Origin of the sequence: Xanthomonas arboricola pv. juglandis (genome assembly GCF_905367715.1) — a bacterium.
In the GTDB taxonomy this organism is placed as follows: Bacteria; Pseudomonadota; Gammaproteobacteria; order Xanthomonadales; family Xanthomonadaceae; genus Xanthomonas; species Xanthomonas arboricola.
In genome coordinates, this window is the sequence record NZ_HG999362.1 from 1,127,281 (window position 1) to 1,153,190 (window position 25,910).

24 protein-coding genes are annotated in these 25,910 nt (G+C 67.2%); 8 read left to right on the plus strand and 16 right to left on the minus strand.

What is annotated here, in order from left to right; genetic code table 11:
- Positions 1-173: 173 nt before the first annotated feature.
- The 3 genes from KHN93_RS04720 to KHN93_RS04730 form a co-directional block, all read right to left on the minus strand.
- Positions 174-398 carry a hypothetical protein gene (locus KHN93_RS04720; protein WP_212579197.1) on the minus strand — a complete coding sequence of 75 codons (225 nt, stop codon included), beginning with the start codon at positions 396-398 and terminating at the stop codon, positions 174-176.
- Between the two features lie 40 nt (positions 399-438).
- A complete protein-coding gene (locus KHN93_RS04725; protein ID WP_212579198.1) occupies positions 439-1,368 on the minus strand; it encodes a DMT family transporter in 930 nt (309 codons plus the stop codon).
- A gap of 218 nt (positions 1,369-1,586) precedes the next feature.
- Positions 1,587-3,326, minus strand: coding sequence for a glutamine--tRNA ligase/YqeY domain fusion protein (locus KHN93_RS04730; RefSeq protein WP_212579199.1), 1,740 nt, complete (start codon positions 3,324-3,326; stop codon positions 1,587-1,589).
- A 244-nt stretch (positions 3,327-3,570) separates the two neighbouring features.
- Here KHN93_RS04730 and KHN93_RS04735 point away from each other — a divergent pair, with 244 nt between their 5' ends.
- Complete coding sequence (locus KHN93_RS04735) at positions 3,571-4,212, plus strand: glutathione S-transferase family protein (protein WP_039514244.1); 642 nt, start codon at positions 3,571-3,573, stop codon at positions 4,210-4,212.
- 1 nt (position 4,213) lies between these two features.
- A complete protein-coding gene (locus KHN93_RS04740; RefSeq protein WP_016900736.1) occupies positions 4,214-4,444 on the plus strand; it encodes a putative signal transducing protein in 231 nt (76 codons plus the stop codon).
- Positions 4,445-4,585: 141 nt separating this feature from the next.
- Here the strand turns inward: KHN93_RS04740 and KHN93_RS04745 are convergent, their stop codons facing one another.
- Genes KHN93_RS04745 through KHN93_RS04755 form a run of 3 tightly spaced genes read right to left on the minus strand, consistent with a single transcriptional unit; the run spans position 4,586 to position 7,661 of the window.
- Positions 4,586-5,050 carry a response regulator gene (locus KHN93_RS04745; RefSeq protein WP_024938256.1) on the minus strand — a complete coding sequence of 155 codons (465 nt, stop codon included), beginning with the start codon at positions 5,048-5,050 and terminating at the stop codon, positions 4,586-4,588.
- Complete coding sequence (locus KHN93_RS04750) at positions 5,047-6,957, minus strand: ATP-binding protein (RefSeq protein ID WP_212579200.1); 1,911 nt, start codon at positions 6,955-6,957, stop codon at positions 5,047-5,049. Before KHN93_RS04750 ends, KHN93_RS04745 begins: the two co-directional genes overlap by 4 nt.
- Positions 6,954-7,661, minus strand: coding sequence for a helix-turn-helix transcriptional regulator (locus KHN93_RS04755; protein WP_212579201.1), 708 nt, complete (start codon positions 7,659-7,661; stop codon positions 6,954-6,956). The genes KHN93_RS04750 and KHN93_RS04755 overlap by 4 nt, the downstream gene beginning before the upstream one ends.
- A 124-nt stretch (positions 7,662-7,785) precedes the next feature.
- On the opposite strand from KHN93_RS04755, the gene KHN93_RS04760 reads away from it, so the two are divergent.
- A complete protein-coding gene (locus tag KHN93_RS04760) occupies positions 7,786-8,301 on the plus strand; it encodes an SgcJ/EcaC family oxidoreductase (RefSeq protein ID WP_212579202.1) in 516 nt (171 codons plus the stop codon).
- 82 nt (positions 8,302-8,383) lie between these two features.
- Entirely contained in the window at positions 8,384-9,034 is a 651-nt protein-coding gene (msrA, locus tag KHN93_RS04765; RefSeq protein ID WP_039530550.1) for a peptide-methionine (S)-S-oxide reductase MsrA, read from the plus strand.
- A 329-nt stretch (positions 9,035-9,363) separates the two neighbouring features.
- Here the strand turns inward: msrA and KHN93_RS04770 are convergent, their stop codons facing one another.
- From KHN93_RS04770 to ahpC, 6 genes are all read right to left on the minus strand, one after another.
- Entirely contained in the window at positions 9,364-9,933 is a 570-nt protein-coding gene (locus tag KHN93_RS04770; RefSeq protein ID WP_016900730.1) for a type 1 glutamine amidotransferase family protein, read from the minus strand.
- Positions 9,934-10,256: 323 nt separating this feature from the next.
- Positions 10,257-11,222 carry a transaldolase gene (gene tal / locus KHN93_RS04775; protein ID WP_212579203.1) on the minus strand — a complete coding sequence of 322 codons (966 nt, stop codon included), beginning with the start codon at positions 11,220-11,222 and terminating at the stop codon, positions 10,257-10,259.
- Positions 11,223-11,297: 75 nt separating this feature from the next.
- Complete coding sequence (rnk, locus tag KHN93_RS04780; protein WP_212579204.1) at positions 11,298-11,720, minus strand: nucleoside diphosphate kinase regulator; 423 nt, start codon at positions 11,718-11,720, stop codon at positions 11,298-11,300.
- A gap of 466 nt (positions 11,721-12,186) precedes the next feature.
- Complete coding sequence (locus tag KHN93_RS04785; RefSeq protein WP_024940621.1) at positions 12,187-13,128, minus strand: LysR substrate-binding domain-containing protein; 942 nt, start codon at positions 13,126-13,128, stop codon at positions 12,187-12,189.
- Positions 13,129-13,207: 79 nt separating this feature from the next.
- Complete coding sequence (gene ahpF, locus KHN93_RS04790) at positions 13,208-14,800, minus strand: alkyl hydroperoxide reductase subunit F (RefSeq protein WP_024940622.1); 1,593 nt, start codon at positions 14,798-14,800, stop codon at positions 13,208-13,210.
- 215 nt (positions 14,801-15,015) lie between these two features.
- A complete protein-coding gene (gene ahpC, locus KHN93_RS04795; protein ID WP_039523700.1) occupies positions 15,016-15,579 on the minus strand; it encodes an alkyl hydroperoxide reductase subunit C in 564 nt (187 codons plus the stop codon).
- A gap of 200 nt (positions 15,580-15,779) precedes the next feature.
- Between ahpC and prmC the strand changes: the two genes are divergently transcribed.
- Positions 15,780-16,631 carry a peptide chain release factor N(5)-glutamine methyltransferase gene (gene prmC, locus KHN93_RS04800; RefSeq protein ID WP_115510498.1) on the plus strand — a complete coding sequence of 284 codons (852 nt, stop codon included), beginning with the start codon at positions 15,780-15,782 and terminating at the stop codon, positions 16,629-16,631.
- A 234-nt stretch (positions 16,632-16,865) separates the two neighbouring features.
- Positions 16,866-17,807, plus strand: coding sequence for a prolyl aminopeptidase (gene pip / locus KHN93_RS04805; RefSeq protein WP_212579205.1), 942 nt, complete (start codon positions 16,866-16,868; stop codon positions 17,805-17,807).
- A gap of 251 nt (positions 17,808-18,058) precedes the next feature.
- On the opposite strand, the gene KHN93_RS04810 is transcribed toward pip, so the two are convergent.
- From KHN93_RS04810 to KHN93_RS04825, 4 genes are read right to left on the minus strand one after another with little or no spacing between them, the layout of a single operon-like run.
- On the minus strand, positions 18,059-18,844 hold the full coding sequence (locus KHN93_RS04810) for an N-formylglutamate amidohydrolase (protein ID WP_212579206.1): 786 nt from the start codon (positions 18,842-18,844) through the stop codon (positions 18,059-18,061).
- Entirely contained in the window at positions 18,837-19,388 is a 552-nt protein-coding gene (locus KHN93_RS04815; protein ID WP_024940626.1) for an NUDIX hydrolase, read from the minus strand. Before KHN93_RS04815 ends, KHN93_RS04810 begins: the two co-directional genes overlap by 8 nt.
- A complete protein-coding gene (locus tag KHN93_RS04820) occupies positions 19,385-20,353 on the minus strand; it encodes a 5'-3' exonuclease (RefSeq protein ID WP_212579602.1) in 969 nt (322 codons plus the stop codon). Before KHN93_RS04820 ends, KHN93_RS04815 begins: the two co-directional genes overlap by 4 nt.
- Positions 20,354-20,367: 14 nt before the next feature.
- A complete protein-coding gene (locus tag KHN93_RS04825) occupies positions 20,368-20,943 on the minus strand; it encodes a nitroreductase family protein (RefSeq protein ID WP_212579207.1) in 576 nt (191 codons plus the stop codon).
- A gap of 130 nt (positions 20,944-21,073) precedes the next feature.
- Between KHN93_RS04825 and KHN93_RS04830 the strand changes: the two genes are divergently transcribed.
- Entirely contained in the window at positions 21,074-23,320 is a 2,247-nt protein-coding gene (locus tag KHN93_RS04830; RefSeq protein ID WP_212579208.1) for a DUF1631 domain-containing protein, read from the plus strand.
- A 222-nt stretch (positions 23,321-23,542) separates the two neighbouring features.
- Positions 23,543-25,900: a DUF1631 domain-containing protein gene (locus KHN93_RS04835; protein ID WP_212579209.1), complete on the plus strand. Its 2,358-nt coding sequence runs from the start codon at positions 23,543-23,545 to the stop codon at positions 25,898-25,900.
- Positions 25,901-25,910: the final 10 nt, after the last annotated feature.

Sequence of the window (25,910 nt, forward strand, 5' to 3'; positions counted from 1 at the left end):
CGGAATGTAGCGCGCGCTGGATCAGCTACGGAAACCCCGGGGATCGGGGCCCTGCGCGCGTTGCGGCTGATGACGCTGGCCGGGGCGCGACGTGTGACCGCAACACGTCTGCAGTTTCACCGCAGTCAACGCTGTCTGCGCAGCGCCGGGTGGCAGCGCGTGGCAAGGTCCAGTTACTGCATGCTTTCGTCGCGGCGGTCGCTGGGCAGATCGTTATCTGGCCGGCCCGGAAGAAGCGTGCAGAACACCTCGGCCGGGGTCACCGCGTTCGAGACGGGTGGCTGCGGCGAGCAGGCCGCAAGGCCGAACGACAGCGAAAACACCGCGCTGCGCAGCGTGTTTGCGGGCGGGCGTGGACATGGTTGTGGGAGGCACATGGCGGCGTTGCTGGCGGACACAGCCTGCAATCTAGTCCGCTGCGTGCATCAGGTGCCGGCGTCATTTCGCTTCCGCATGCAGTGCTGCGCACCACAGCACGCCGATCAGCAGGCAGGCGATCGCGGCCAGCTCCAGTGGCGTGGGCAGGCGCATTTCCCAGGCAAAGCCGTATAGCAACGCAAAGACCGTCTCGAATACGATCATCTGGCCAACCAGCGTCAGCGGCAGCACCCGGCTGGCCCGGTTCCACAAGGCGTTGCCGATCACCGAGGCCAGGATGCCCAGCAACAGCGAGATGCCCCAGAAACTGGCCCAGTCGATCGGCGCATGTGGCGCGCTGCCGATCAGTGCGGCCGGCGCCAACAACAGCGCCAATGCGCCGGTGACCACACCGGTCAGCAGCGACCAATCGCCACCGGACAGGTCCGGGCGCCGCCGCAGCCAGCGCGCATTGCCGATGGAGTAGGCCGACCACGACACCAGTGCACCGACTGCGCAGAGCAGGCCGGCGATGCGGGTGGTGCGATCGCTGGCGTAGTGAGCGGCATCATGTTGCAAGGTGTCCAGGGCGACCAGCGCCACGCCGATGACGCACAACACGCAGGGCGCGGCCAGGCGTCGCAGTTGCACCGCGCCTGCGGCCCGCGTGCCGATCACGGTGACCACCACCGGCAGCAGGCCGATGATCAATGCGGTCGCCGCGCTGCCGGCCCACTGCACCGCGCTGCCGAGCAGCACGTAATAGATTAGGTTGCCCAACAGGCTCAGACGCACCAGCGCCCACCATTCGGCGCGCCCCAGCCGCGCAGCGGTCTGGCGCGCGCGCGGTGCCAGCACCAGGGCTGCGACCGCGCCATACGACAGGTAACGGGCAACGGCCAGTTGCAACGGAGTGAACGCCGCCAGCAACTGCGGCGCCAGAAACACCAGTCCCCATAACGCACCTGCGCCGATGCCGCAGGCAACACCCACCATCAAGCGCTCACGCATCGTGCTGCTCCTTCATGCCATGCAGCATGCAACGAAGTGCGGCACGCAGTCTCCATTGCGCTTGCTCATCAACTCAGAAGATACCGCTCTGAGGCGTCGTCCCCGCTGGCTGGATCACGCGCGGTGACCACCATCGGCACGTCGATCGCCGCAGGCCTCGCTGCGGCTGCCTGCCGCCGTTCCCGCGCCGGATGGCTGGCACCCGGCGCGGTTCGGACTCACTTGGCCCAGGTGTCGCGCAGGGTCACGCTGCGATTGAACACCGGCGTGGCAGGGCTATGGTCGCGGCGATCGGCAACGAAGTAGCCGGTACGCTCGAACTGGAACGACTGCTCGGGTGCAGCCTGTGCCGCGCTCGGCTCCACATAGCCGCGCACGCTGCGCTTGGACTCGGGGTTGAGATAGTCGCGGTAGGTCTTGCCTTCGGACTCGTCATCGGGCTTTTCCACCGAGAACAGGCGGTCGTACAGGCGGATTTCCGCTTCCACCGCATGCGCGGCGCTGACCCAATGGATGGTGCCCTTGACCTTGCGGTTGGCGCCTTCCATGCCCGGACGCGACTCCGGGTCCAGCCAGCCACGCAGCTCGACGATCTCGCCTGCGTCGTTCTTGATCACCTCGTCCACGCGCGCAATGCCGGCGCCGCGCAGGCGGATCTCGCCGCCGGGCACCAGGCGCTTCCAGCCCTTGGGCGGGACTTCGGCAAAATCCTCGCGCTCGATCCACAGCTCGCGCGCGAACGGCACCTCGCGCGTGCCGAAGGATTCGTCCTTGGGATGGTTGGAGAAGCTCAGCGTCTCGCTGTGGCCTTCCGGCAGATTGGTCAGCACCAGCTTGAGCGGGTCGACCACCGCCATGCGGCGCGCCGCGGCCGCATCCAGATCCTCGCGCAGGCAGCCTTCCAGCACCGAGAAATCGATCAGCGAGTTCTGCTTGCTGATCCCCACCCGGTCCACGAACAGGCGCATCGCCGCCGGCGTATAGCCGCGCCGGCGCAGGCCCTGCAGCGTGTACATGCGCGGGTCGTCCCAGCCATCCACCAGCTGTTCTTCCACCAGCGCGGTGAGCTTGCGCTTGCTCATCACCGTGTAGTTGATGTTCAGGCGCGAGAACTCGATCTGGCGCGGCTTGGCGGCCTCGCGCGGCAGGCCCTTGTCCAGCAGCGGCTGCAGCAGCTCCGGATGCACGGCCAGGTCCACCTTGTCCACGCACCAGTCGTAGAGCGGGCGGTGGTCTTCGAATTCCAGCGTGCACAGCGAATGGGTGATGCCTTCCACCGCATCGCCCAGCGAATGCGCGAAGTCGTACATCGGGTAGATCGGCCACGCATTGCCGGTGTTCTGATGCTCGACATGCTTGATGCGGTACAGCGCCGGGTCGCGCAGGTTGATGTTGCCGCTGGCCATGTCGATCCTGGCGCGCAGGGTGCGTGCGCCATCGGGGAATTCGCCGGCACGCATACGCCGGAACAGGTCCAGGTTTTCCTCGACGCTGCGCTCACGGAACGGCGAATTGCGGCCGGGCTCGGTCAGCGTGCCGCGGTATTCGCGCACCTGCTCGGCGGACAGGTCGCAGACGAAGGCATGGCCGTCGCGGATCAGTTTTTCCGCGGCCAGGTAATACACCTCGAAATAATCCGATGCGTGGCGCAGCTGCGCCCACTCGAACCCCAGCCAGCGCACGTCGTCCTGGATGGCGACCACGAACTCGGGGTCTTCCTTGGCCGGGTTGGTGTCGTCCAGGCGCAGATTGCACAGCCCGCCGAACTCGGAGGCCAGTCCGAAATCCAGGCAGATCGCCTTGGCGTGGCCGATATGCAGATAGCCGTTGGGCTCGGGCGGGAAGCGGGTGCGGATGACCGTGTGCTTGCCGCTGGCCAGATCCTCGCGGACGATCTGGCGGATGAAGTCTTTCTTCTCCGCCGGGGCGGTGGCGTCGGTGGCTAGGGTCTCGGACATGCGCGCATCAGCAATAGGTAAACCGCAAGTTTAGGCGGTGGCACCGGTTAGGGGTAGGCGGCGTGTCGGGGGCAATACATCGCGTGTGGCCTGTGCGCGGTGATCCTGCGCGCAAGCGCCTTGCTGCCTGGGGCTGCACGGGCTGACTGCAGCCAGGCCGGGTGCCATCGGCCGGCGGCACGACGGGCTGGCCGGCACCGCCGCCGGCGCGTACGCTGCGGCGATCCTTCGGAGTGCCCCACGCATGCCTTTGCCCCGCCTGGTGATCGGCGACAAGACCCTGTCCTCCTGGTCGCTGCGCCCGTGGCTGCTGCTGCGGCATTTCCAGGTACCGTTCGAAGAGATCGCGCTGCCGCTGGATACGCCGCAATTCCAGGCCCGCATCGCCGGTTATTCGCCCACCCGCAAGGTGCCGGTGCTGTGGGACGGCACCTTGCATGTCTGGGATTCGCTGGCGATCTGCGAATACGTCAACGAACGCTGGCTGGATGGCCGCGGCTGGCCGGCCGAGCTGTCGGTGCGGGCGCAGGCCCGCGCCGCGGCGGCGGAAATGCACTCGGGCTTTGTGGACTTGCGCACCCAGCTGCCGATGAACCTGGCCCGCGCGCCTGGCCCGGCCCGCTGGGACGCGGCTGCCGAGCGCGACATCACCCGCATCCAGGCGCTATGGGCCAGCCTGCGCGCCGAGCATGGCCATGCCGGGCAGTTCCTGTGCGGCGACTTCGGCATCGTCGATGCGATGTTCGCCCCGGTCGCGCTGCGTTTTGCCAGCTACGGCGTGCCGTTGTTCGAGGCTGCCGGCGATTACCTGGCCGCACTGGATGCGCTGCCGGCACTGCGCGAGTGGAAGCAGGATGCCGCGCGCGAACGCCTGGAGCGCGGCTGACATGCAGATCGCGTATCGCGCCAGTCACATCATCGACGCGCATCTGGCCAAGCACGCGCTGGAGGATGCCGGTATCACCGCCTTCGTGTTTGGCGAGTCGCTCTTGGGCGGTGCCGGGGAACTGCCTGCTTTCGGCGTGCTGCAGGTCTGCGTGGCCGACCTGCACCTGAGCCAGGCACAGGCGGTACTGGCAGAGATCGGCCTGTGCGGCGAGGTCACCCGCGCGCTGTAGCGCAGCGCAAGTCGTAGGAGCGCACTCGGGCGCGACGAGGCTGTGCCGATAAACGCTACGTCGCGCCCGGGTGCGCTCCTACGCTGGTGTTATCGGCAAAGCTCCGGTCGCGCCCGGGTGCGCTCCTACGATGTGCGCGCGTCATTCCGGCTGGCGCCACCCTGGCGGCGCCGCATCCGGTGCGGCCAGCGCCCGCAGGCGCTTGAACAGCACGGTGGTTTCGGCCACGTTCCAGACCCGCAGCGCGACCTCGAAGGTATCCAGCGGCTTGGTCAAAAAGTCCTTGGCGCCCAGGCCCAGGGCGCGATGGCGCGCGCTGCGGCTGGGGTCGGCGGTGAGCACGATCACCGGCAGGAAGTGGCCAGGATCGGACAGCCGCGCCAGTTGTTCCAGCAGTGCATAGCCGTCCAGTTCCGGCATCTTCAGATCCAGCAGGATCAGGTCCGGCGCGAATGCCGACACCAGCCCCATCACCCGCAATGGGTCGGTGGTGGCGATGACCTGCTGGAAGCCTTCGCGCTGCAGCAGGTCTTCGAGCAGCCGCACATTGGCCGGCTCGTCGTCGACGATGAGGATGCGGGAACCCAGGATTTCGTCGCGTGTCATGCCAGCAGTCCGTCGATCACAGTGAAGAATTCCGCCACATCGAGCGGCTTGGTCAGATACGCGCGCCCGCCCTGATTGCCGACGCGCGCCAGGGTGGCGGTGGTGGCATCGGCACTGATCACGACCACCGGCACGCCGGCCGTGGCCGGCTGCGCCTGCAGCTCGCGCAGCAGTTCTTCGCCGTTGCCGTCGCTCAGATGCAGGTCCAGCAGGATCAGATCCGGCACGCCGTGCTGCAGCAGCGCGCGCGCCTGCGCCAGGCTGGCCGCTTCCAGCAGCTGCCATTGCGGGCGGCGTTCGCTGAGGGTGCGGATCAGGGCCTGGTTGGACGGGTTGTCTTCGATGCTTAGCAGCCGGCACACGCCCGTGCCCGCATTACTCGGCGGCACGATGGCGCGCGCCGGCTCGCTGCGTTGCGGTTCGCCCTGCGGCAGCGAGATCCAGAAACGCGCGCCATCGCGGCTGCTGTCCACGCCGATGCGCCCGCCCATCGCCTCGATCAGCCGCTTGCTCAGTGCCAGGCCCAAGCCGGTGCCTTCCACCGCCGAGCGCTCGGCACCCAGCCGCTCGAATGGCGTGAACAGCCGCTCGATCTGCGCCGGCGTCAGGCCCGCGCCCTGGTCGGCGACCGTGATGCGCACCTGCTCGCCATCCGGCTGCGCGCTCACCTGCACCTGGCCGCCGGTACGATTGAACTTGACCGCGTTCGACAGCAGGTTGAGCAGCACCTGGCGCAGCCGCTGCGCATCGGCGCGCACCGTCCACGGCCCGTCGATGGCGGCCGGCTGCAACGCGATGCCGTGCTTGTCCGCGTCCGGCGCGATCAGGCCCAGCGCCTCGTGCACGGCCGCGCGCACCGAGATCGGCTCCGGGCTCAGATCCAGTTGGTCGGCTTCGATCCGCGCGATGTCCAGCAGCTCGGTGATCAGCCCCAGCAGGTGCCGGCCGGCGCCCAGAATATGCTGCAGATGACGGCGATGCCCGGGCTCGGGCAGATCCATCTCCAGCACCTGCGCATAGCCCAGGATCGCATTGAGTGGCGTGCGCAATTCATGGCTGCTGCGCGACAGGAATTCGGTCTTTGCGCGGTTGGCGGTTTCTGCCTCGCGCCGTGCCAGTTGCGCTTCGGCCGCACGTGCGGCGAGCAGTTCGCTGGCCTGCGCCAGGCGCTGGCCGACCTGGCCCAGCTCATCGCCGGCGCGCGGTTGCGGTGCCAGCGGCAAGCCTTCGCCCAGCCGGTCGGCATTGGCGGCCAGCGTGCGCAGGCGCCCGGAAAGCGCCGAGGCGAACCACGCCACCGCAAACACCGCGCCCAGGCCGCCCAGCATCGCCGCACTTAAAGTGATGATGAGATTGCGCTGGCGCAGTGCCTGCGCCTTGGCGGTACGTACCTGCAATTGCGCGGTTTCGTAATTGCGCAGTTCGCGCAGTTCGGCACGCAGGATGTCGAGCTTGTACTTGCCGTCCCACAGCTGGCGGATCTCTTCTTCGCGGCTCAGATCCGGTGCCAGCAACCGGCGCCACCCCTGCATTTTTTCCGCAAATAACGGTTTGATGCGCGCAAACCGCTGCGCCTGCCCCGGGTCGGTGATGCGTTGCGACAGCCGCTCGGCCACCCGTTGCAGGCGCGGCTCGGCATCGCGGTACGGGGTAAGGAATTCATCGCGGCGCACCAGCCGATACCCGCGCACGCCGGCCGCGGTTTCGGCCAATAGTGCGTGTGCTTCGTACAGATCGCTCAACACTTCCAGCGTCTGCCGCACATCGTTTTCGGCGGCGATGTTCTGCCGCTCCACGCTGTAGATCGCCATCAGGGCCACCGCCAGCAGCAGCAGCGGCAGGGTCACCACCGCCAGGCTCTTACGGGTGATCGGCCAATCGTTCCAACGCACCGCCATTGCATTCATAGCGCGAGTCCGGCTTGGACCGCGTACACCGCGGCCTGGGTGCGATCTTTTACCTCAAGTTTCTGCAGGATTCGCTCCACATGCACTTTGACCGTGCCGGGAGAAATCCCCAGTTCAGCTGCCAGCGTCGCATTGGTGAGGCCGCGCGGCAGCAGGGACAGCACCTGTTTCTCGCGTTTGCTGAGCGCGGTGAGGCGGTCGTCCTGCACCGGCTTGCGCCGACGCGTGGCGAGCGGTTTGGCCGGTTCGGCCACCATCGCCGGCAACAGCAATGCGAAGGCCTGCAGCGCCTGCACATCGTCGTTGCCGGGGGCGGGACGATTGTCGTTCCAGGCCACGCACAGCATGCCCAGGGTGCTGCCCAGCGCATGGATCGGCACCTTGGCCTCGCGGATATCGGCCGGGCGCGGTGGCATCAGCCAGGCCGCTTCATGGCTGTCGCCGGCTGCGCTGGCACCGGGCGGCAATGCGCGGCCGCGGCTGGCCAGCACCTGCGCGCGCGGCCCACGCTGTGCCAGCACCGCGCCATGTTCCAGGCCCAGCAACAGCAGCACCCGGCCCAGTACCGCGTCGCAGGCCTGTTCCGGTGTCTGTGCCTGACGCAGCGCCACCGCGACCTCCCAGAGCGCCTGCCAGCGTGCGCTGTCGGATGCTTCGCGGCGTAGCGTCAGGCGCCAATCGCCAGCATTGGTAGGGGTTTCCATGAGTTCGCTCTAGGCCGATCAGCATATTTGAGTATATGCCAGTCGGCAGAATTGTTGGGGCCGCTTGGTTTCGATACTGAGCTTGCCCGATGCGGCAACCCCATCAACCACACGGAGATTTCCCATGCGTCGCACTCTGTTCTCTCTGGTTCTGGCTCTGGCTGCCACCCCGGCGCTGGCTGGCGGCGTGATGCACTACACCGACAAGGCCACGTTGCCGGCCGGCGGCGAAGAACGCGAAGTCGCCGCGCTGTTCGACACCTGGAACGCGGCACTGGCTACCGGCAATCCGGACAAAGTGGCCGATCTGTATGCCCCGGACGGTGTGCTGCTGCCGACCGTGTCCAACGAGGTCCGCGCCTCGCGCGAGCAGATCGAAAAGTACTTTGAGATGTTCCTGACCAAGAAGCCGCAGGGCGTCGTCAACTACCGCACCGTGCGTGTGCTCGATGACGACAGCGCGGTGGATGCCGGCGTCTACACCTTCACGCTGACCGACAAGGACGGCAAGAAGACCGACGTGCAGGCGCGCTACACCTTCGTGTACGAGAAGCGCGACGGCAGGTGGCTGATCATCAATCACCACAGCTCGGCGATGCCGGAAGCGGACACCACCACCGCCTCGGTGACCAGGAAGTAACGCCGCATTGGCCGTAGTGGCTTGAAAGCCGCGACGGCCGGCGCCATCCAGCAGGCAATCCTCACGATTGCGGAGTTGCACCATGCTGGGAATCGGCGCTTTCAAACAACGCATGCCACGTCCGGGCGAGGCCTTACCCGGACGCGAGCAGGCACTACCGCTCCACAACACCCACCTGATCAACGGCCATCCGTTGCGTGGGGAATTTACCGGCCTGGCCCAGGTGCAGTTCGGGCTCGGCTGCTTCTGGGGTGCAGAACGCAAGTTCTGGAACCTGCCAGGGGTGTACACCACGGCGGTGGGTTACGCCGGCGGCGAGACACCCAATGCCACCTACGGCGAAGTGTGTTCCGGGCAGACCGGCCATACCGAAGCGGTGTTGGTGGTGTACGACGAAGCGTCGGTGTCGTTCGCACAGTTGCTGCGCACGTTCTGGGAAAGTCACGACCCCACCCAGGGCATGCAGCAGGGCAACGACGTCGGCACGCAATACCGCTCGGCGATCTATTGCACGACACAGGCGCAATACGACGCCGCGCTTGCCAGCCGCGATGCGTACCAGCAGCAACTGGACGCCGCGGGGTATGGCGCGATCACCACGGAGATCCGTTTCCCGGCGCCCGCGTTCTACTACGCCGAAGACGATCACCAGCAATATCTCGCCAAGCATCCCAATGGTTATTGCGGGCTTGGCGGAACGGGAGTGAGCTGCCCGATCGGGCTGGATGCCTGACGGAAAGGCGGGCCGGATTGAAGCGCTGTCATCCACGTGATCGTGGCGGCGTGCCGATGGCCAACAGTGACCGGCAGCGTTATCACGATCAGGCAGCGCATGGGAGTGCATGCCAGGCAACTTGAATGGCTACGTCGGAGACGACGTGGCCATCTTTTTTGCGGCGTGCGCACCACGCGCCGGCACCGCCGCGTGTAGCTGAGAGGCGAACCGGCCCGGCGCATCATTGTGGTCAATCCCGACAGCCAAGCGGTGCGATGGATCGGTGCGGCGACCCACCGCATCCAGTCAGTGCAGCCAATGCGCCAGGCGTGCCGGAATCCGCCGGATCAGACGAACTCGCCGGCGAACATGCCGCGCAGCTGGGCCAGCATGTCGGTGCGCTCCGGATGCAGCAGTCGCATGCAGGCAAGCGCGAAGCCGACCGGGCTGGTGCCGGGTGCGGTGATCACGCCATCGGCGGTCACCACCTTTTCGTGCCGGTATTGCGCAGCACCGGCATACGGCACCACGTGTTCCTGCAGGAAGGCCAGCGCGTTGCTGGTATGCGCGCGCTGGTCGAGCAGGCCGGCGTAGGCCAGGGCGATGGTGGCGCCGCAGATCGCCGCGACCGGGCGCTGGTGCTGCACGCGCTCGACCAGCAGGCCACTCAGGCCGGGAATTTCGCCTGCCTGCCAACGCTCGCTGCCGGGCAGGATCCAGAGATCGGCGTCCAGCGGCGCTAGATCGGAGAGAGCAAAGTCCGGGGTGATGCGCAGCCCGCCGATCGACTGCACCGGCTGACCATCGATGCTGGCGATGGCGACCTGGTCGCCGAACCATTCGCGCGCCGCCGGCAGGACAACGCCAATTTCCCAATCGGCCACGCCGTCGACCATCACCACTGCAATGTTTGCCATTGTCCGCTACGCCAGTTGAGGAACCCGGATTCTAGGCAGTGCGGGTTGCGCGGGTGTAAGCGACGTGTGGAGAACGACGCCGAACCGCGCGCCGATCAGGCCAAAACGCGCGCATGGCAGCTCGGTGGCGGCTGTGCAGGCGTCAATGCGCCCACAAGCTCAACGTTGCCTAGGAGGTAAGGCAGCCCGAGGCCGGCCGCAGTTTCCAATGCCAGCGTCGCGAGGGCCTTGCCTTACGCGTCGTTGCGCAGCCAGACTGCAAAAACCAAAACGCCCACAGCCACCAGGCTGCAGGCGTTGGCACTGCGAACCGCGCGCTGCAATCAGCCGGCGAGCTTGTCGGTGATGGTCTTGCGCAGTGCCTGCAGATCCTTGGCGAAGGCATCGATGCCGCTGGCCAGCTTTTCGGTGGCCATCGGGTCGGCCGCCAGATCGGTGGCGAAGCTGTCGCTGTCGATCGGGGTGATCTGCGCGTTATCGGCCTGCGCAGGCGAGAGCTTGCGCGGCAGTTCGCCATATTCGGCGTCGAGCTTTTCCAGCAGCTCCGGCGAGATGGTCAGCCGGTCGCAACCGGCCAGGGCCTCGATCTGCGCGGTGGAGCGGAACGAGGCGCCCATCACCACGGTGGACGAGCCGCGCTGCTTGAACTCGTTGTAGACCGTGCGCACGAACACCACGCCCGGGTCTTCGTCGATGCTGGCCGGGGTCTGCCCCTGGGCGACGTAGTAGTCCAGGATCCGGCCGACGAACGGCGAGATCAGGAACACGCCGGCTTCCGCACAGGCCAGCGCCTGCGAGCGGTTGAAGATCAGGGTCAGATTGCAGTCGATGCCTTCGCGCTGCAGCTGGCGCGCGGCCTCGATGCCTTCCCAGGTGGCCGCGATCTTGATCAGGATCTTGTCCTTGGACACGCCACGCTCGGCGTACATCGCGATGAACTTGCGCGCCTTGGCGATGGTCGCCTCGGTGTCGTGCGCCAGGTCGGCATCGACCTCGGTGGAGACACGGCCCGGGACCAGCTCGGCCAGCCTGACGCCGACGCCGATAGTGAGGCGGTCGGCCACTTCGTTGACGGTGTTGGTGCGGTCTTCGCCGCCGTGTTCGCGGCCCCAGGCCAGTTCGCGCTCGATCAGGTCGGCATACACCGGCAGATCCAATGCCTTTTTGACCAGGGTGGGATTGGTGGTGCAGTCGACCGGCTTCAGGCGCTTGATGGCGTCGTAGTCGCCGGTGTCGGCAACGACGACAGACAGGTCACGCAACTGGGCAAGCTTGGAGGGAGCAGTCATGCGGGTTCTCTCGAATCGTGGAACGGGTCGTGGATAGGACGCAGCGCGCTACGGTAGCGCGCCTGGCGTGGGAAGTCAGGCGCCGGCCAATGCATGTTGATCGTGCACGGCGCTGACACGCAGACGCAGGTCGCGCCCGTCGGGCGTGAGCCAGTCGATGCTCTGACCGACCGACAGGCCGAGCAGCGCACTGCCAACCGGCGCCAGCACCGAGATGCGGCCGTGCTGCACATCGGCTTCGTGCGGATACACAAGGGTGAGCGTATGTCGTTCGCCATGCAGCTCATCTTCGCAATCGATGCGGGAGTGCATGGTGACGACATCGCCGGGAATCTGGTCGGGCGGCACGACGCGTGCACGGCCCAGTTCGTCACTCAGCGCAGTGGCGGCCGGGTGCTTGTTGAAAGCGGGGGAATCGAGCAGAGCCTCGAGCCGGGCGAGGTCATGGCTGGAAATCAGGATGGACGGCGGCAAGCCGCTGTGGTGCTGCGAAGTCATGGCAATCTCCTTGACGATGACGGCCCGCCAACATGGCAAGCCTCACTGCCCAGATGAGGGCGCCGCTGCCCGATCGCAATGCATGGCGAGATGGCGCAGTGCACGGCAGGTATCGGGCGAGGCCGGCGCGGCACCGCGAGTGACGGGCCGTGGCCAGCGCATCAGGCAGGCAGCGCTGCAGCGCCCAGGCGCGTGCCATCTGCCATCACCCAGCGACTGACTTGACGTGCCTCGTGGGAGTCCACCACGTGCCAATGACGCCGCAACCGCCACGTGCGTCCAGAGACATCACGTCGTAACCACCCACCAAACAAAAAACGACGCTTGCGCGTCGCTTATGTCCGAGAACAGGTGAAAAAAATCACGTCAAGCAACCGCAGCCATGAAACGATTTCCCGATTCCCGATTCCCGATTCCCGATTCCCGATTCCCGATTCCCGAATCCCGAATCCCGAATCCCGAATCCTCAGGCCGCAACCGCCTTAGGGCCAGTCGCCGGCTGGTCCAGCGTGAACAGGCTCTCCGGCAGCTCCTTGAACAGCTGCGCCAGCTGCTCCAGGAACGCGGTCATGGCCGAGCTGCGTCGCCAGGCCATGGCGATGCGGCGGCTGGGTTGCTTGTCTTCGCGGAAACGGATCAGGCGAATGTTCTCCGAGCGCGCGACCGGCGGCTTGACCGCCAGCAGCGGCAGCAAGGTCACACCGACATTGGCAGCCACCATCTGGCGCAGCGTCTCCAGGCTGGTGGCCTGGAATTCGGATTTTTCCAGGGCGCCGGCAAGATGACAGACATCCAGCGCCTGTTCGCGCAGGCAGTGGCCGTCTTCCAGCAACAACAGCCGCTGCTCGGACAGATCGTCCAGCGTCATGCTGTCGTGGCGCGACAGCGGATGGCCTTCCGGCACGGCCAGCACGAAGGGTTCCTCGAACAGGAATTCGGCATGCAGCTGCTCATCCTGCAATGGCAGTGCGAGCAGCGCCGCATCCAGACGGCCTTCGCGCAGCTGGTGCACCAGCTGATCGCTTTTTTCCTCGATCAGCAGCAGTTCCAGGCGCGGGAACCGCTCGCGGATCCGCGGCACCACATGCGGCAACAGATACGGCGCCAGGGTGGGAAAGATGCCCAGCCGCACGGTGCCGGCTTCCGGATCCTGGCTGCGCCGCGCGGCTTCCTTCATCTGTTCCACTTCGGCCACGATGCCGCGCGCGCGCATCGCCGCTTCGCGGCCGGCCGGGGTCAGCATCACCTTGCGCGGCGCACGTTCCACCAACGGCACGCCGAGCTCGTCTTCGAGTTTCTTGATCTGTGTGGACAGCGTCGGTTGACTGACGAAGCAGGCCGTCGCAGCACGGCCGAAATGCTTGTGGTCGGCCAGGGCGACCAGATATTTCAGGTCACGCAGATTCATGTGCAGCAGCCCTCATTGCGGTGACGGGGTACGACTGGAGCTTAGCGCCCGGGCTGGCCGGGCGCTGGCTTGAGTGCGCTTATGCTGCCTGGGCGACGTTATCCGCGCTGACCGGTGCACTGGAGCGGATCAGGTAATCGAACGCGCTCAACGCAGCCTTGGAACCTTCGCCCATCGCGATCACGATCTGCTTGTACGGCACCGTGGTGGCGTCGCCGGCAGCGAATACGCCCGGAACATTGGTCTGGCCACGGTCGTCGACGATGATCTCGCCGCGTGGCGACAACGCCACCGAGCCCTTGAGGAATTCGGTGTTGGGCAGCAGGCCGATCTGCACGAACACGCCTTCCAGATCCACGTGCTGGATGTCGCCGCCGGTGCGGTCCTTGTAGACCAGGCCGGTGACCTTCTGGCCATCGCCCAGCACTTCGGTCGTCTGCGCGCTGGTGATGATGCGCACGTTGTGCAGGCTGCGCAGCTTGCGTTGCAGCACTTCGTCGGCACGCAGCTTGTCGTCGAACTCCACCAGCGTGACATGCGCCACGATACCGGCCAGGTCGATCGCCGCCTCGACGCCCGAATTGCCGCCGCCGATCACCGCCACGCGCTTGCCCTTGAACAGCGGGCCATCGCAATGCGGGCAGTAGGCCACGCCCTTGTTCTTGTACTGGTCTTCGCCCGGCACGTTCATCTGCCTCCAGCGCGCGCCGGTGGACAGGATCACGGTCTTGCTCTTGAGCGAGGCGCCATTGGCGAGCTTGATCTCGATCAGGCCATCGGCACCGGCCGGAATCAGCTGCTCGGCGCGCTGCAGGTTCATGATGTCCACGTCGTACTGGCGCACATGCTGCTCGAGCGCGGCGGCCATCTTCGGGCCTTCGGTTTCCGGCACCGAGATGAAGTTTTCGATCGACATGGTGTCCAGCACCTGGCCACCGAAACGCTCGGCGGCCACGCCGGTGCGGATGCCCTTGCGTGCGGCGTAGACGGCCGCTGCCGAACCGGCAGGGCCACCGCCGACCACCAGCACCTCGAAGGCGTCTTTGGCGGCGATCTTGGCGGCGTCGCGCTTGGCCGCGTTGGTGTCGAGCTTGGCGACGATCTGCTCCAGCGTCATGCGGCCCTGGTCGAACAGCTCGCCGTTCAAGTAGACGGTGGGCACCGACATGATCTGGCGGGTTTCGACCTCGTCCTGGAACCACGCGCCGTCGATGGCCACGTGCTTGATGCGCGGGTTGAGCACGGCGGCAAGATTCAGCGCCTGCACCACGTCCGGGCAGTTTTGGCACGACAGCGAGAAATAGGTTTCGAACTGGTAGTCGCCGTCCAGGTGCTGCACCTGCTCGATCAGCTCGGCGGCGGCCTTGGACGGGTGGCCGCCCACCTGCAGCAGCGCCAGCACCAGCGAGGTGAACTCGTGGCCCATCGGCAGGCCGGCAAAGCGCAGCGAGATGTCCTGGCCCGGCGTGGTCAGCGCGAACGAGGGCTTGCGCTGGTTGTCATCGCGGTGGATGTCCAGGCTGATCTTGTCCGACAGCAGCACCAGATCCTCGAGCAGGTCGAGCATTTCGCGCGAGCCGGCGCTTTCGTCGATCGAGGCATTGATCTGGATCGGACGGGTAACCCGTTCCAGGTAGGCGGTCAGCTGGGTCTTGAGGTTGGCATCCAACATGGAGAACTCCTGGGAATGGGCAAGGGGAGGGCATGGCGTCACTGCGCTGAGGCAGGTCGCCGGGGAGGAGGGGATGAACCGCAGCCGGCGCGATGTCGGGAATGCGTGCTGGCGATGGCTGGCGGGCAGCCCGGCACCGGCTCCGGTTCACCCCCGGCCCAGTACTGGGCCGGAGATGCTCCGGCCTCAACCACAGGCCGGAGGTGTCAGTCGGTTTAGATCTTGCCGACCAGGTCCAGCGACGGAGCCAGGGTCTTGGCGCCTTCCTTCCACTTGGCCGGGCAGACCTGGCCAGGGTTGTTGGCGACGAACTGGGCAGCGGTCAGCTTGCGCAGCGTCTCGGTGACGTCGCGGGCGATCGCGTTGTCGTGGATCTCGAGGGTCTTGATCACGCCTTCCGGATTGATGATGAAGGTGCCGCGCAGGGCCAGGCCTTCTTCTTCGATGTGCACGCCGAACGCGCGGGTCAGCTTGTGGGTCGGGTCGCCGATCAGTGGGAACTGCGCCTTGCCCACGGCCGGCGAGGTTTCGTGCCACACCTTGTGCGAGAAGTGCGTATCGGTGGTGACGATGTAGACCTCGGCGCCTGCCTTCTGGAACGCGGCATAGTTGTCGGCGGCGTCTTCCACTTCGGTCGGGCAGTTGAAGGTGAAGGCGGCCGGCATGAAGATCAGCACTGACCACTTGCCCTTCAGGCTGGCCTCGGTGACTTCGATGAAGTTGCCGTTGTGGTACGCATTCGCCTTGAACGGCTGGACCTGAGTGTTGATAAGAGACATTGAGTTTCCTCGTGCGATGAAGGGGGCGGGGGATGGAACAGTCGCCATGGTAGGTAGGATCGATAGATTTCTCAAATCGATTGATGGAATTGTATAGATAGGCTGTGGCTATCAAGTTTGCAGACGGCGTCTGCCGCTGCAGGGGCCGATTCCATCTCCGATAATGGTCAGCCGATGTTGCGCATGAGTGAATGATCCGTATGAGTGAGGACCCAGCCGGTCTTGCCGCCGAGCAGTTGCTGCGGCGCGCGGTCGAACGGATCGAGCGCAGTGATGCCGAGCCGCTGCTGCTGCACGCGCTGGGCCGCGACCGCGCCTGGCTGTTCGCGCATGGCCGCGATCCGGTCGAGCCGTCTGTCGCGCAGGCGTTCGCGGCATTGGTGCAGCGGCGCCAGGCCGGCGAACCGGTGGCCTACCTGACCGGCACGCGGGGGTTCTGGACGCTGGATCTGGCGGTCTCCACCGCCACGCTGATCCCGCGCGCCGACACCGAGGTGCTGGTCGAGCTGGCACTTGAGCGCTTGGACGCCCGGCCAGGCCGCCGCGTTGCCGATCTGGGTACCGGCAGCGGCGCGATCGCGCTGGCCATCGCCAGCGAGCGGCCGCAGGCACTGGTGATCGCCACCGATGCCAGCGCGGCGGCGCTGGCGGTTGCCCGGCGCAATGCCGACAGCCACCGCTTGCGCAATGTCGAATGCCGGCAGGGCAGCTGGTTCGCGCCGCTGGCCGGCGAGCGTTTCGACCTGATCGCCAGCAACCCGCCGTATATCGCCGCGCAGGATCCGCACCTGGGCGAAGGCGACCTGCGCTACGAGCCGGCCAGTGCGCTGGCTTCCGGCCCCGATGGCCTGGACGACATCCGCCTGATCGTCACCGATGCGCCTGCGCATCTGCTGCCGGGCGGCTGGCTGCTGCTCGAACACGGCTGGGACCAGGGCGCGGCGGTGGCCGGGCTGCTGCAGGCGCGTGGCTTCGATGCGGTGGCCACGCATCAGGACCTGGAGCAGCGTGACCGGGTGACGTCGGGGCGCTGGTCGCCCGCTGCGGGCTAGCGCGGCGGGCCACGGAGCGGTCGCCAGGTGGAGGGGGGACAGCGCGCTCGGAGCTGAAACAGGACATGCCGATTCCGGGCACCGACCGCGCCCGTCCGGCGCTGCGTGCAGGAGTCTTGCTCCGTCGCTCCACTCCTCGCGCTTCGCCGTGCCCCGCCCTTGCTCGATCGCATGGGGCGCCCGCGTGTGCAGACCGGGTGCCGATACACTAGCGGTTTCCCGCAGGACCGACGCATGCGCACGCTCTATCCCGAGATCACGCCGTACGACCACGGCACCCTCCAGGTCGACGACCGCCACACCCTGTATTTCGAGCAGTGCGGCAATCCGCAGGGCAAGCCGGTGGTGATGCTGCACGGCGGCCCCGGCGGCGGTTGCAATGACAAGATGCGGCGCTTCCATGACCCGGCCAAGTACCGCATCGTGCTGTTCGACCAGCGCGGCGCAGGCCGTTCCACCCCGCATGCCGATCTGGTGAACAACACCACCTGGGACCTGGTCGCCGACATCGAGCGCCTGCGCGAACAACTGGGCATCGCACGCTGGCAGGTGTTCGGTGGCAGCTGGGGCTCGACCCTGGCGCTGGCCTATGCGCAGACCCATCCGCAGCAGGTCACCGAGCTGGTGCTGCGCGGCATCTTCCTGCTGCGCCGTTTCGAGCTGGAATGGTTCTATCAGCAGGGCGCCAGCCGGTTGTTCCCGGATGCCTGGGAGCATTACGTCAACGCGATTCCAGTGGTGGAGCGCGCCGATCTGATCTCCGCCTTCCATCGCCGCCTGACCAGCGACGACGAAGCCACGCGTCTGGCCGCGGCCAAGGCGTGGAGCGTGTGGGAAGGTGCCACCAGCTTCCTGCATGTGGACGCCGACTTCGTCACCGGACACGAGGACGCGCACTTCGCACTGGCGTTCGCGCGCATCGAGAACCACTACTTCGTCAACGGCGGTTTCTTCGAGGTCGAAGACCAGCTGCTGCGCGACGCGCACCGCATCGCCGACATCCCCGGCGTGATCGTGCAGGGGCGTTACGACGTGGTGTGCCCGATGCAAAGCGCCTGGGACCTGCACAAGGTCTGGCCGAAGGCGCAGCTGCAGGTAAGCCCGGCCGCCGGTCATTCGGCATTCGAGCCGGAAAACGTCGATGCGCTGGTGCGCGCGACCGACGGGTTCGCCTGAGCGCAACCGCGAGCGTGCACGGGAAGCTGCAGCAGCGCTCGCGCGCCAGCGGTAGGAGCGCACCCGGGCGCGACGTAGGGTAACGGGACGGCCTGTCGCGCCCGGGTGCGCTCCTACGAGGCAACCGTCGTCACCGAGGCTGCGGATCAGCGCGGCCGCCGCATGCCCCGTAGGAGCGCGCTCGCGCGCGATGAAGCATTACCGATAACGCCCCATCGCGCGCAAGCGCGCTCTTACGGTGACTGCTGGAGTCAGTGCGGCAGCAGTGCCTGCGCCAGCGGCGGCAGGATGCGTGCCAGGCGCTGCGCCCACGCCTGTTGCCCGGCGGCATCGGCAATCAGGTCCTGGCGCAGTTCCAGTTCCACATGCAGCAGTCCGCGGCCTTCGCCATAGACCGGAATCGCATAGTCGCTGGTGTCGCTGACCGCGTAGGGCTGGTTGTCGCCGACCACCAGATCCCGCTCGTTGCGCAAGGCCTGCAGCAGGCGGTGCGCCAGCCGCGTGTCGCGGTTGTACAGCACGCCGGCATGCCAGGGCCGTGCATTGCCGGCCATGATCGGCGTGAAGCTGTGCATCGACACCAGCACGGTGGGTTGCCCGCGCTGTGCGCGTGCATCCAGTTCCGCCGCAATGCGCGCGTGGTACGGCGCAAAGATCGCATCGATGCGCTGCTGCCGATCGTCGGCTGATAGCTGCAGGTTGCTCGGAATCGAGGTGCCGTCGCTGACCTCGGGCATCAGCGTGGCCGAAGCATGCGGGCGATTGCAGTCGATCACCAAGCGCGAATAGGTCTGCGCGATGGCAACCGCATCCAGCGCATCGGCCAGCAGGCGGGTGACCTCGGCAATGCCGATATCCCAGCCGATATGGCGGTCCAGCTCCTGCTGCGGCAAGCCCAGATTGGCCAGCCGCGCCGGCACGCGCTGACCGGCGTGGTCGGCGATCAGCAGCCATGGCGAGGCGGCCTGCGGGTTGTGCACGCTGAACGGTGCGGGATCGTCGGCACCGAGCAGGCGGGCAGCGGTCGCTTCAGCCACGCGGGGTGCCGTCCAGTGCGTGATCGACCAGATATAGCCCGGCCCACAGCTTGGGATCCATCTGATAGCCCTCGGCCATTTTCTGCACCAGCCAGGCGCCGACCTGCGTGCGCGGGATTTCGTGCACGGTGATGTCTTCGCTGGCATCGCCGCCGCCGGCGCCGACCTTGCGCAGCCCGGTGGCGCGCACGAAGGCGATCTTCTCGCTGCTGGCGCCGGCTGAGGTCGGGCCGATCATCAGCACTTCGGCGTGCTCGGCGGTCCAGCCGGTTTCTTCTTCCAGTTCGCGAATGGCCGACAGCTCGATCGACTCGTCGGCATGCACGTCGCCGACCAGGCCGGCCGGCATTTCGATGGTGCGGGCCTGTAGCGGCACGCGGAACTGTTCGACGAATAACATCGCATCGTCCGGGGTCACTGCCACGATGATCGCGGCCAGGCCGCCGGCGTGCACGCGTTCGGAATATTCCCAGGTGCCGCGCACGACCATGCGCTGGTACTTGCCTTCGTAGACCACGGTGGGCGGGGTGTCGTGTCGGTTCATGGATGCAGGCCTTGTTCCAGGGAAACGGGAGTGCGCGGTGCCGGCGCGCCGCCGCAGGCGGCCAGCAACCGGCGCCGGGTGAGCGGGCCGAAGCGCAGGCTCTCGCACAAGCCGCCCAGCATGTCGGTATCGGCTTGCGCGCGCGTGAAACCGGCATCGGTCAGCGCCAGCGGCGCGTCGAGCGCAATGGTGGTGAGCTGACGCCACAGCAGCGCGTGCTCGCGTTGCTCGCGCAGGCGCGCGGCCATCTGCGCCGCGCCGCGCAGGCGCAGGAACGGGATCTCGTCGATACGTTCCAGCAAGGCATCCAGGCTGCCGAAATGCGCCAGCAGGACCGCCGCCGATTTGGCGCCGATGCCGGTGACGCCGGGAATGTTGTCGATCGCATCGCCGCACAACGCCAGGTAATCGGCGATCTGATGGGCGTGCACGCCGTGGCGCGCCTTGACCCCGTCCATGCCCCAACGCAGGTTGCGCGCGTAATCCCATTGCTCGTCGTGCTCGAGCAGCAGCTGCGACAGGTCCTTGTCGGCCGACACGATCACCCCGCGCAGGCCGTGCGCACGCACGCTGTGCAAGGCGCTGCCGATCAGGTCGTCGGCCTCGTAGTCGCGGTGCGCCAGCACGCTCAGGCCCAATGCTGCGCACAGCGCCTTGCAATGCGCGAACTGACGCCGCAACGCATCCGGTGCCGGAGTGCGATTGCCCTTGTAGGCCGGGTAGAGCGCATGCCGAAAACAGCTGTCCAGCGCCTCGTCGAAGGCGATGGTGATGTGCTGCGGATCCTCGCGTTCGAGCAGGTCGAGCAGGAAACGCGCAAAGCCGTGCACGGCGTTGGTCGGCCAGCCTTGCGCATCCTGGAATTCGTCCGGGATCGAATGCCAGGCGCGGAACACGTACAGGCTGGCATCGACCAGATACAGCGGGGTCGGGCGGCTGATCGACGCCGGCGCGCCTGCAAGCATGGGGGCGTGCGTGGTCACGGGGTCCAGTCGCGCAGCAGCGCACGCGGATCCGGGCGCTCGCGCTCTGGCACCTGCAGGCGCGGGGTGCCGATATGGATGAAACCGGCGATGCGCTCGCTCTGCGCCAGGCCCAGATAGCCGGTCACCGCCGGGTCGTAGGCCATCCACGCGGTCAACCACTGCGCGCCGAAGCCATGCGCCTGCGCAGCCTGCAGCAACGCAAAACACACGCAGCCGGCGGTGAGCAGCTGTTCCTGCTCGGGCACCTTGTGCCCGGGGCGCAGCGCGGCGATCACCACGATCACCAGTGGCGCATCGTTGAAACGGTTGCGGTCTTTTTCGACCGCGGCGGGCGGCGTCAGCGGATCGGCGGCCAGGCTGCGCTCGGCCAGGAAATCGCCCAGTGCCTGGCGGGCATCGCCGCTGATGCGCAAGAAGCGGAACGGCACCAGCTTGCCGTGGTCGGGCACGCGCACTGCCGAGGTGAGCATGCGCAGCAGGGTGTCTTCATCCGGGCCGGGTTCGCCCAGCTGTTTGGAGGGGACCGAGCGGCGCGCGTCCAGCGCCTGGAGCGAATATGGTGCGTGCATAATTCCGGGTCGAGGCGAGGATGCGGGCAATTATAGACGGGCCCTTCCCAACGCCCGCCGCATCATGGGTGGCGGGCCGATGCCGGCTCGGTCGTGACATCCCTTCCATGTTCGTCCTGTGCGCCGCCCGATGACCCAGTTCGTATCTACCCCCGTGCTCCCCAGCCGCAATCCGCAGTTGCTCGATCAGGTCCGCGAGATCGTGCTGGTGCCGCTGGCCGAGGCCTTTGTCCAATTCCAGGACACCTTGGCCGAGGCGCTGTTCCGGCTGGCGGCCGATGCCGGCCCGGCCCAGAACGACTTCCTGGAAGCCATCCAGGCGGTGCGGCAGCAGCGCGAGCCGATCACCGCGCGTTTTCGCGGGCATCTGGCCAAGGCCTGGCAGGGGCTGGAATCCGGGCGGCCGTTGTCGGCCGATCGCAGCCTGGGACGTGGTGCGGCCGGGCTGACCCTGCTGCCCGAGCAGGACCTGGAGGTGCGCCTGGCGGTGCGCAACCTGGCCGGCGCGCTGCAGCACCAGTGGCGCACGGAGCTGATGCGGCTCAATCGCTATCTCGGCTTCATTGCCGGCGGGCTGCGTATCGACGGCGACAGCAATCCGTTCGGGCCGGAGCATCTGGGCGTGGCCCTGTACGAGGCCTTTCAGGGGGTGACGCTGGCGCCCAAGGCGCATCTGGCGGTGATCAAGGTCTGCGAGCAGCACCTGATGGAACGCGTCGGCCAGCGCTACGGCGCGCTGGAACAGGCGCTGGCGCAGGTGGCGCGCTTGCGCGAGTTGCCGCAGCCGCGCAGCCGGCGGCGCGGCATTCCGCGCCAGGACGAAGGCGCTGGCGAGCAGGCCGCCGAGACGCCGGACTGGATCGCGCGCTTCTTCGCCGACTGGTCGGGCGGGCAGGGCGCGTTGGCCGGCGTCGAGGCGATCGACGTGCATCTGCGCAGCGGCCGCGAGCTGTTGCCGGCCGGCCTGCACCATTTGCTGCAGCATGCCCGCCGCCAGCGCGAACCCGATGGCGACACGCCCGCACCTGCCGGGCAGCGCCTGTTGTCGCCGCGCGAGGTGGTGTCGGCGCTGTCGCTGCTGCAGACCATGCCTGCGGCCGGCTTCGATGCCATCGACGGCAACGATTCGAGCCTGGCGCCTGGCCTGCGGCAGCAGGTCAGGCGCGCCGCCGCCGCGCTTGGCGTGGATCCGGCCACCACCTGCCTCAACCCCGACGACGAGGACGCGCTGGATCTGGTGGCCTTGTTGTTCGCCGCGATCCTGCTGCAGAGCCATCTGTCCGATACGCAGCGCAGTCTGCTCGGCCAATTGCTGGTGCCGATGGCCAAGCTGGCGATGCTGGACGGCCACCTGTTCGTGCGCGACGGCCATCCGGCGCGCCGCCTGCTCAACCTGTTGGTCGACGCCTGCGATGGCAATGCCGGCGAAACCGCGGCAGAGCAGGCCTTGCTCGGCCAGGTGCAGGCGGTGATCGACACGGTGGTGCGCGACTTCGACGAGCATCCGGGGCTGTTTCTGACGCTGGAGGCCGAGTTCGGCGCCAGTTACGAACAGTATCGGCGCCGGGTGGAAATCGCCGAGCGCCGCGCCAGTGAATTGCAGCGCGCCGAAGAACGCCGCGAAGCCGCACGCAGCATTGCCGCGCAGGCGCTGGCAGAGCGCTTGGCGCGCGGGCCGCTGCCGCCGCTGGTCGAGCACTTCCTCGGCCGCGTCTGGCAGCCGTATGTGCAACAGGCGGCGTTGCGTGGCGACGGCGCCGGCCCGGCGTTGGAAGCCGCCCTGGCCCTGGGCGATGCGGTGTTGGCGCAACTGGGTGCTGCGCCTGGTGACACTGCGCTGGAGCCGCAGCGTGCGCAGCTGCTGCAGGCTTTTGCGCTGGCCGGCCTGGCGCAACGCGACGCCGAGCTGGCCCTGCAGGAACTGCAGCGCGCGCTGCTGTCCACGCCATCGTTGCCGGCTGCGGGAGCGCCGGATCCGGCCCTGTTTGCGCCGACCTTGAGCGCGCTGCGCCCGAGCCCCGGTCCGGCCGAGCAGGTCGGCGAGCCGCTGACGCCGATGCTGGATGCCACCGCGCAGGTGGAATTCGATCGTGTCACCGCCGATTTCTTCCGCGGCATGGCGCTCGGCACCTGCCTGGAGTTCGTCGACCGGCACGGCCGTGTGCAGGCCGGCAGGTTGTCCTGGATCAGCCCGATTTCCGGGCGGCTGATGTTCGTCAACCGGCGCGGCGGGCGGCTGTGCGTGTCCTCGCCGGAGGAGCTGGCGATGATGGTGTGGCTGGACCGCCTGCGTCTGCACCGCGACGAGGACGCGTTCTACAGCGCGATGCAGGGTGTCGTCGATGCGCTGGACCGGCCGCACATGCTGAAGGCTTAACCCCCGCAGGCGGTTAATACGCGCTGGCAAGCGCCACCGCAGCGATGCACGCTAGGATGTCCGACTGACACGCAAACCCTGGGCGGTCACGACTAAAGTGCGAATTGCGTCACACTTAACAAACGAGCGAAACGCCTACCATGCGGTGGCGGAATTTGGGGCCGCGTCTGTTTCCTTTCGTTTGAATATTTTCACGCCTGCAGGGGCGGGGAGCCTTTGCGCATGACTTTTCAGCCCAGTCCGTTGGGACATCCGGGCCGTGACCAACGCTTGCTCGAACAGGCGTACGCCGTGTTCGTGCCCGCACTCGCGCAGGTTTTTGCAGCTGCAGTCGCACACTTTGACGATGTGCTGTTCGATCGCGCCGAATCCGCGGGAACATCGCAGTTGCTGTTTCTTGATGGCATGCGCGAGTTGCGCCGCAAGCGCGACGAAGTGGCCACGCAGTTCCGCCAGCAGCTGGACGACGGCTGGCAGGCGTTGCTGCTGGGCGAGCCCTTGTCGGCCGAGGTGGTCCTGGCAGGCGACATCGGCACCGGCCCGCTGAGTCTGGTGCCCGAACACGTGCTCGAATCGCGGCTGGCGGTGCGCAACCTGGCCACCGTGCTGCTGCGCGACTTCAAGCAGGTGCTGGCGCGGGTGGACCGCCGACTGGGCTGGATCGCCGGTGGCCTGGAGCTGGTGGCCGACACCAACCCGCTCGGTCCGGAACATCTGGGCGTGGCGATCCACGAAGCCTTCGCCACCTGCGACCTGGCGCCGGAAGTGCGCCTGGTGCTGATCAAGCTGTGCGAGCGCGACCTGGCCGAGCCGATCGGCAAGTTGTATGCGCGCTTGGACGAGACGCTGGCCAAGGCCGGCGTCATGCCGGAAATCTCCCAGCCCAAGCGCCCGCCGCCGCGCGTGCAACCGCGTGGCGACACGCCCGAGGAGCGTGCCCAGGCCGAAGCCCAGGGCGCGGCTGCCGACATGGGCGGCGACGACCAGGGTGACCAGTACGCACCGGCCTGGGCCAACCGCTTCCTGGACCGCTGGGCGCATAGCCGCGGCCGCATGCAGGCCGCCGCCCAGCGTGGCCAGGCTGGTGGCGGCGCTGCCGGCGGCATGGATGGGGGCGAGGCCGATCACCCCGGCGGCAGCCAGGGCATGTTGCTGGAGGCGCTGCACGAATTGCTGCAGCAGACCCGCAGCGTGCGCGACAACACTGCCTCTGCCGCATCGGTGGCGGTGGGCCAGCAACGCCCGCTGAGCCAGCGCGAGATGATGTCGGTGCTGTCGCTGCTGCAGGCCACGCCGAGCGCGACGCTGCAGGCAGCCATCGGCGACGACACCGAGTCGCTGGCGCAGCGGCTGAAGAACGAAGTGCTGTCCAGCGCCACCCGGCTGGGCGTGGACCCGGCGACCGCGCGCCTGGACCCGATGGACGAGGATGCGATCGATCTGGTCGGCATGCTGTTCGACGTGATGCTGGACGAACGCGATCTGGAAAACCGCTCGCGTGAAATGATCGGCCGGCTGGTGGTGCCCTTCGTCAAGGTCGCGCTGCTGGACCGCAAGATGTTCGTGCAGAAGACCCACCCCGCGCGGCGCCTGCTCAATTCGCTGGCCGAGGCCTGCGAAGGCAACAACGGCGACAGCGCTGCCGAGCGCGTGCTGATGGGCAAGGTCGAGGAAATCGTCGACCGCCTGGTGGCCGAATTCAACGAGAACCTGGCGATCTTCCTGACCCTGGAAGAGGAATTCCGCGATTTCCTGTCGCAGCACCGGCGCCGGGTGGAAATCGCCGAGCGGCGCGCCACCGAAACCCAGCGCGGCCAGGAAAAGCTCGAGCTGGCACGCAGCCGCGCGCTGTCGGAGCTGGAGCAGCGCACGCAGGCCGGCACGCCGCTGCCCAGGGCCGTGGAGGATTTCCTGCGTCAGCCGTGGCTGCACCATCTGACCATGGCGATCCTGCGCGACGGCGACGAAGGCCCGGGCACCGTCGAGGCACTGGCCCTGGCCGATGGCGTGCTGGAAGAACTGGCCGAGGCGCGTCGCCACATCGTCGGCAAGCCGTGGCTGCAGGTCTGGCAGCCGGCATTGCACCGCGTGTTTGCCAGCGTCGGCCTGCATGGCGATGCGGTGGTGGTGGCGATCACCGCATTGCACGACACCCTGCAGGCCATTGCCGAAGCGCGCCCGGAGCTGGAAAAAGCGTTGCCGGAGCTGCCGCAGGTCAACCTGCCGCCGCCGGCTGCCGAGAGCGTCAGCGTGGTGCTGGGTGCCGAGGCGGTGGCGCAGAGCATCGACAGTGCCGATGCCGAGCGTTTCCGCGCGATGGATATCGGCACCTGGCTGGATTTTGTCGACAAGGACGGCAAGGTGCAGGCGGGCAAGTTGTCGTGGGTGAGCCCGATCTCGCAGCGGCTGCTGTTCGTCAATCGCCGCGGCGTGCGCTTCTGCGTCGCCTCGCCGGAAGAACTGGCGGTGATGGTGCGCCTGGGCCGGCTGCGCGAGCACATCAATGACGGCGCTTTCGACAGCGCTATGCAGGGTGTCATCGACCGCCTGGATCCGTTGCACAACAGCACCGTGCACTAGCGGGTGCCGC

Excerpts from the sequence above, each read along its gene's own strand:
- KHN93_RS04725 (WP_212579198.1), bottom strand. The coding sequence starts at position 1,368 with ATGCGTGAGCGCTTGATGGTGGGTGTTGCCTGCGGCATCGGCGCAGGT.
- KHN93_RS04730 (WP_212579199.1), bottom strand. The coding sequence starts at position 3,326 with ATGTCCGAGACCCTAGCCACCGACGCCACCGCCCCGGCGGAGAAGAAA.
- KHN93_RS04735 (WP_039514244.1), top strand. The coding sequence starts at position 3,571 with ATGCCTTTGCCCCGCCTGGTGATCGGCGACAAGACCCTGTCCTCCTGG.
- KHN93_RS04740 (WP_016900736.1), top strand. The coding sequence starts at position 4,214 with ATGCAGATCGCGTATCGCGCCAGTCACATCATCGACGCGCATCTGGCC.
- KHN93_RS04745 (WP_024938256.1), bottom strand. The coding sequence starts at position 5,050 with ATGACACGCGACGAAATCCTGGGTTCCCGCATCCTCATCGTCGACGAC.
- KHN93_RS04750 (WP_212579200.1), bottom strand. The coding sequence starts at position 6,957 with ATGAATGCAATGGCGGTGCGTTGGAACGATTGGCCGATCACCCGTAAG.
- KHN93_RS04755 (WP_212579201.1), bottom strand. The coding sequence starts at position 7,661 with ATGGAAACCCCTACCAATGCTGGCGATTGGCGCCTGACGCTACGCCGC.
- KHN93_RS04760 (WP_212579202.1), top strand. The coding sequence starts at position 7,786 with ATGCGTCGCACTCTGTTCTCTCTGGTTCTGGCTCTGGCTGCCACCCCG.
- msrA (WP_039530550.1), top strand. The coding sequence starts at position 8,384 with ATGCTGGGAATCGGCGCTTTCAAACAACGCATGCCACGTCCGGGCGAG.
- KHN93_RS04770 (WP_016900730.1), bottom strand. The coding sequence starts at position 9,933 with ATGGCAAACATTGCAGTGGTGATGGTCGACGGCGTGGCCGATTGGGAA.
- tal (WP_212579203.1), bottom strand. The coding sequence starts at position 11,222 with ATGACTGCTCCCTCCAAGCTTGCCCAGTTGCGTGACCTGTCTGTCGTC.
- rnk (WP_212579204.1), bottom strand. The coding sequence starts at position 11,720 with ATGACTTCGCAGCACCACAGCGGCTTGCCGCCGTCCATCCTGATTTCC.
- KHN93_RS04785 (WP_024940621.1), bottom strand. The coding sequence starts at position 13,128 with ATGAATCTGCGTGACCTGAAATATCTGGTCGCCCTGGCCGACCACAAG.
- ahpF (WP_024940622.1), bottom strand. The coding sequence starts at position 14,800 with ATGTTGGATGCCAACCTCAAGACCCAGCTGACCGCCTACCTGGAACGG.
- ahpC (WP_039523700.1), bottom strand. The coding sequence starts at position 15,579 with ATGTCTCTTATCAACACTCAGGTCCAGCCGTTCAAGGCGAATGCGTAC.
- prmC (WP_115510498.1), top strand. The coding sequence starts at position 15,780 with ATGAGTGAGGACCCAGCCGGTCTTGCCGCCGAGCAGTTGCTGCGGCGC.
- pip (WP_212579205.1), top strand. The coding sequence starts at position 16,866 with ATGCGCACGCTCTATCCCGAGATCACGCCGTACGACCACGGCACCCTC.
- KHN93_RS04815 (WP_024940626.1), bottom strand. The coding sequence starts at position 19,388 with ATGAACCGACACGACACCCCGCCCACCGTGGTCTACGAAGGCAAGTAC.
- KHN93_RS04820 (WP_212579602.1), bottom strand. The coding sequence starts at position 20,353 with ATGCTTGCAGGCGCGCCGGCGTCGATCAGCCGCCCGACCCCGCTGTAT.
- KHN93_RS04825 (WP_212579207.1), bottom strand. The coding sequence starts at position 20,943 with ATGCACGCACCATATTCGCTCCAGGCGCTGGACGCGCGCCGCTCGGTC.
- KHN93_RS04830 (WP_212579208.1), top strand. The coding sequence starts at position 21,074 with ATGACCCAGTTCGTATCTACCCCCGTGCTCCCCAGCCGCAATCCGCAG.
- KHN93_RS04835 (WP_212579209.1), top strand. The coding sequence starts at position 23,543 with ATGACTTTTCAGCCCAGTCCGTTGGGACATCCGGGCCGTGACCAACGC.